This window comes from Pseudomonas sp. K5002 (genome assembly GCF_013386655.1).
Lineage (GTDB): Bacteria > Pseudomonadota > Gammaproteobacteria > Pseudomonadales > Pseudomonadaceae > Aquipseudomonas.
In genome coordinates this window covers 1-4,093 of the sequence record NZ_JACARK010000186.1, presented here as the reverse complement: position 1 = coordinate 4,093, position 4,093 = coordinate 1, and the positions used below count along the sequence as shown (strand labels likewise).

Annotated in this window: 2 protein-coding genes and 1 pseudogene; 2 read left to right on the top strand and 1 reads right to left on the bottom strand. The window is 58.6% G+C overall.

All coding sequences use genetic code 11. The features are described from left to right. Positions 1 to 197: 197 nt before the first annotated feature. Positions 198 to 302: pseudogene (locus tag HX846_RS10650) on the top strand (transposase); the annotation flags it as partial. A gap of 318 nt (positions 303 to 620) precedes the next feature. Here HX846_RS10650 and gbcB read toward each other — a convergent pair. Next, positions 621 to 1,721: a glycine-betaine demethylase subunit GbcB gene (gbcB, locus tag HX846_RS10645; RefSeq protein WP_003216947.1), complete on the bottom strand. Its 1,101-nt coding sequence runs from the start codon at positions 1,719 to 1,721 to the stop codon at positions 621 to 623. A gap of 280 nt (positions 1,722 to 2,001) precedes the next feature. Here gbcB and gbcA point away from each other — a divergent pair, with 280 nt between their 5' ends. Continuing rightward, on the top strand, positions 2,002 to 3,297 hold the full coding sequence (gene gbcA / locus HX846_RS10640; RefSeq protein WP_003216945.1) for a glycine-betaine demethylase subunit GbcA: 1,296 nt from the start codon (positions 2,002 to 2,004) through the stop codon (positions 3,295 to 3,297). Positions 3,298 to 4,093 lie beyond the last annotated feature (796 nt).

The following is a 4,093-nucleotide window of genomic DNA, read 5'->3' as shown; positions in this document are numbered from 1 at the left end:
TGTGGACTTGGCCGAGCACTGGCGGTATTCCAGCGCCCGCAACTATGCAGGACAGGATGGCCTGATTGAAATTCAGCGCTGGGCCTGATCGTTCCCACGCTCTGCGTGGGAATGCAGCCCGTGACGCTCCGCGTCACACAGCGGGACGCAGAGCGTCCAAGGAGGCATTCCCACGCGGAGCGTGGGAACGATCGATTCCTGTGAAGCGGGGTTGTGTGGACTTGGCCGAGCACTGGCGGTATTCCAGCGCCCGCAACTATGCGGGACAGGATAGCCTGATTGAAATTCAACGCTGGGCCTGATCGTTCCCACGCTCTGCGTGGGAACGCAGCCCGTGACGCTCCGCGTCACACAGCGGGACGCGGAGCGTCCAAGGAGGCATTCCCACGCGGAGCGTGGGAACGATCGATTCCTGTGAAGCGGGGTTGTGTGGACTTGGCCGAGCTGGCGGTATTCCAACGTCCGTAACTATGCAGGACCGGACGGCCTGATTGAAATTCAACGCTGGGCCTGATCGTTCCCACGCTCTGCGTGGAAATGCAGCCCGTGACGCTCCGCGTCACACAGAGGGACGCGGAGCGTCCAAGGAGGCATTCCGACGCGGAGCGTGGGAACGATCATTAGAACTCGATGCGCACATCACCCTTCGGCACGCTGCAGCACGACAGGATGTAACCCTCCGCTTCGTCTTCCTCGGTGATCCCGCCGTTGTGGTCCATCTCGACCTCCCCGCCCAGCTTCAGCACCTTGCACGTCCCACAGATCCCCATGCCGCAAGCTTTCGGAATCAGCAGGCCAAGCTTGGCCGCCGCTGCGTGCACGGTCTCGCCCGGTGCCACGCGGATGCTCTTGCCAGAGGCAATGAATTCCACCTGATGCAGGTCCGCCAGGTCGATCTCCGGTGCATCCGCCGCTTGTTCGGCTTGTTCCACCGCGTCGGCCCGGGCTTCCGGTGGCGTCGCGCCGAAGGATTCTTCGTGATAACGCGCCATGTCGAAGCCGGCGGCTTCCAGCAGGCGCTTTACCGCGTTCATGTAAGGCGTCGGGCCGCAACAGAAGACTTCCCGCTCCAGGAAGTCCGGCACCATCAGTTCGAGCATCTTGTGGTTGAGGTAACCGCGATAACCGGCCCAGGGTTCACCCAGGCCGTGTTTCTCGCAAATCAGGTGCAGGCTGAAGTTATCAATCCGCGACGCCATATGCTCCAGCTCGCGGTGGTAAATGATGTCCTTTGGCGAGCGGGCGCTGTGGATAAACGTCATGTCGACGTTGGCGTTGGTGTCGTAGAACCAGCGCGCCATGGACATCACCGGGGTAATACCGACACCACCACTGAGGTACAGCACTTTCGGGCTCGGGAAGTCGATGGCATTGAACAACCCCACCGGCCCGTGCACCGCCAGCTCCTGGCCTTCATGCAGCGTGTCATGCAACCAGTTGGACACCTTGCCGCCCGGCACGCGCTTGATGGTCACCGAAAAGCTGTAAGGCACCGACGGCGAACTGGAAATAGTGTACGAACGCATGATCGGCTGGCCGTCGATTTCCAGCTCCAGGGTGACGAACTGCCCGGGCTTGAAAAAGAACAGGATCGGCTGGTCGGCCATAAAGCAGAAGGTGCGCACGTCCCAGGTTTCCTGGATGACTTTGACGCAACGGACGATGTGCCGACCATTGGCCCAGGTCTGGGTTGTTACCGGGTTCAGGAAGCTGTTGGACATGCTGTTCTCCATAGCCGTGTGATCGGCCTTATGGTGGCGATTCTGCGTAACGCGCGAATCACCCATTTACCTATCTGCGACATTCACATACTTATCGCGACCAGCCCCCATACCACGGGGGTTGCGCGTCGGGAACAGAGTGGGCCATGTCGTTCATGGATAAGGTTCTGGCCGTTGTGGGGCCCACACTCGCTCCCAACAAAGACACTTTCTTTACGCCTTGCTGCAAAACCTAGCCACTATTCGCCGGCCACACAGAATGGCCATGAGGACACACACGATGGACGTCACCGCAACCTTAAGCTTGGGCGATCCGCTGGAACCCGCACGCAAGGCCACTGCGCAAATGCTGCAAGAACGCGAGCGGACCTTTTCGCTGCCACAGCCGTTTTACTCTGATGAACGGCTGTTCGATATCGACATGCAGGAAATTTTCCAGAAAGAGTGGTTGATCGCCGGCATGACCTGCGAGATCCCCGCCAAGGGCAACTACATCACCCTGCAAGTGGGCAAGAACCCGATCATCGTGATCCGTGGCGCCGACGGTGTAGTGCACGCATTCCATAACGTGTGTCGCCACCGCGGTTCGCGCTTGTGCACCAGCGACAAGGGCAAGGTTGCCAAGCTGGTGTGCCATTACCACCAGTGGACCTATGAACTGGACGGCCGCCTGCTGTTCGCCGGTACCGAAATGGGCGCCGACTTCGACATGAAGCAATACGGCCTCAAGCCGGTGAATGTGAAGACCGCCGGTGGCTACATCTTTATCAGCCTGTCGGAGAACCCGCCGGCCATCGACGACTTCCTGTCGACCTTGAGCCACTACATGGAACCCTACGACATGGAGAACACCAAGGTGGCGATCCAGACCACCTTGTTTGAAAAAGCCAACTGGAAGCTGGTGCTGGAAAACAACCGCGAGTGCTACCACTGCAACGCGTCGCACCCGGAACTGTTGAAAACCCTGCTGGAATGGGACGACGTTACCGACCCGCGGGCCGACCAGGCCTTCAAGGACCACGTGGCCGCCTCCGCCGCCGCCTGGGATGCCGAAAAGATCCCTTACGCCCACGCCAGCTTCGGCCTGCGTAACCGCATCGTGCGCATGCCGCTGCTCAAGGGCACCGTGTCGATGACCCTCGACGGCAAGCAAGGCTGCAACAAGCTGATGGGCCGCATCAAGAACCCGGACCTGGGCTCGATGCGCATCCTGCACCTGCCTCACTCGTGGAACCACTGCATGGGCGACCACATCATTGTGTTCACCGTGTGGCCGATCAGTGCCCAGGAAACCATGGTCACCACCAAGTGGATCGTGCACAAGGACGCCGTGGAGGGTGTGGACTACGACGTCGAGCGCATGCGCAAAGTGTGGGACGCCACCAACGACCAGGACCGTCGCCTGGCCGAAGAGAACCAGCGCGGCATCAACTCCACCGCGTACCAGCCAGGGCCGTACTCCAAGACTTATGAGTTTGGTGTGGTCAACTTTGTGGACTGGTACAGCGAGCGGATGCTGAGCAACCTGGGGGCGGCGCCAGCGCCGTATCTGAAAGGCGTCGCCGTACACGAGTAACCGGCTGACACGCCGCCGATCAAAATGTGGGAGCCGGGCTTGCCCGGCCCCCACACTGGTTTGTGACTGTACAAAATTCATCCAACACCGTGACAGACCGCTGCCCGCCTTACTTCCAGCCATTGCCCAACAACTTATCCACAAAGCCACCCACAGCAATTGTGGGCAACTGCGCTTTCCCGTCGAAATAAAACCAAGAAAATCCGTGACTTATTCAAAGGCACCGGTTTTATCCCACATTGATCATTTTTTGACCTAAAGCCTGAAAGCCACGTCCTGCATGGGCTACAGAGGAACGCAAACACCTTATCCACAGAAGCGCCAACAGACTTTGGGGGCAACTTTGGGCCATCTGTGGAAAACCGGCTTAAACCGAGGAAAATCGCGGCTTTGAAAGCAAAAACCAGCCGGAATAGCGATATTGGTTACATTTTAATCAACGCACTGTAAGCCACGCATTATATGGCCTACAGCGGATAGCGAACATCTTATCCACAGAAGCACCAACAGACTTTGGGGGCAAGTCTGTCCCGGGCATTTTCCTTATCCACAGAAAAACCCAAGGAAAAACCGTCAGTTAGGTTGGTTGTTTTTCGTACAGCGAGCTGGAGGGCTTGATTTGCATGGGGTGTGGACAGCCGCGAACAGGTTATCCACAGGTGGGTTAACAGGGATTGTGGGTAAAGCCACAATCGCCGCAAAACAGTGTGGGAGCGGGCTTGCTCGCGAAAGCGGCGGATCAGTCGGTACATGAGTTACCTGACACACCGCCTTCGCGAGCAAGCCCGCTCCCACA

Excerpts from the sequence above, each read along its gene's own strand:
- gbcB (WP_003216947.1), bottom strand. The coding sequence starts at position 1,721 with ATGTCCAACAGCTTCCTGAACCCGGTAACAACCCAGACCTGGGCCAAT.
- gbcA (WP_003216945.1), top strand. The coding sequence starts at position 2,002 with ATGGACGTCACCGCAACCTTAAGCTTGGGCGATCCGCTGGAACCCGCA.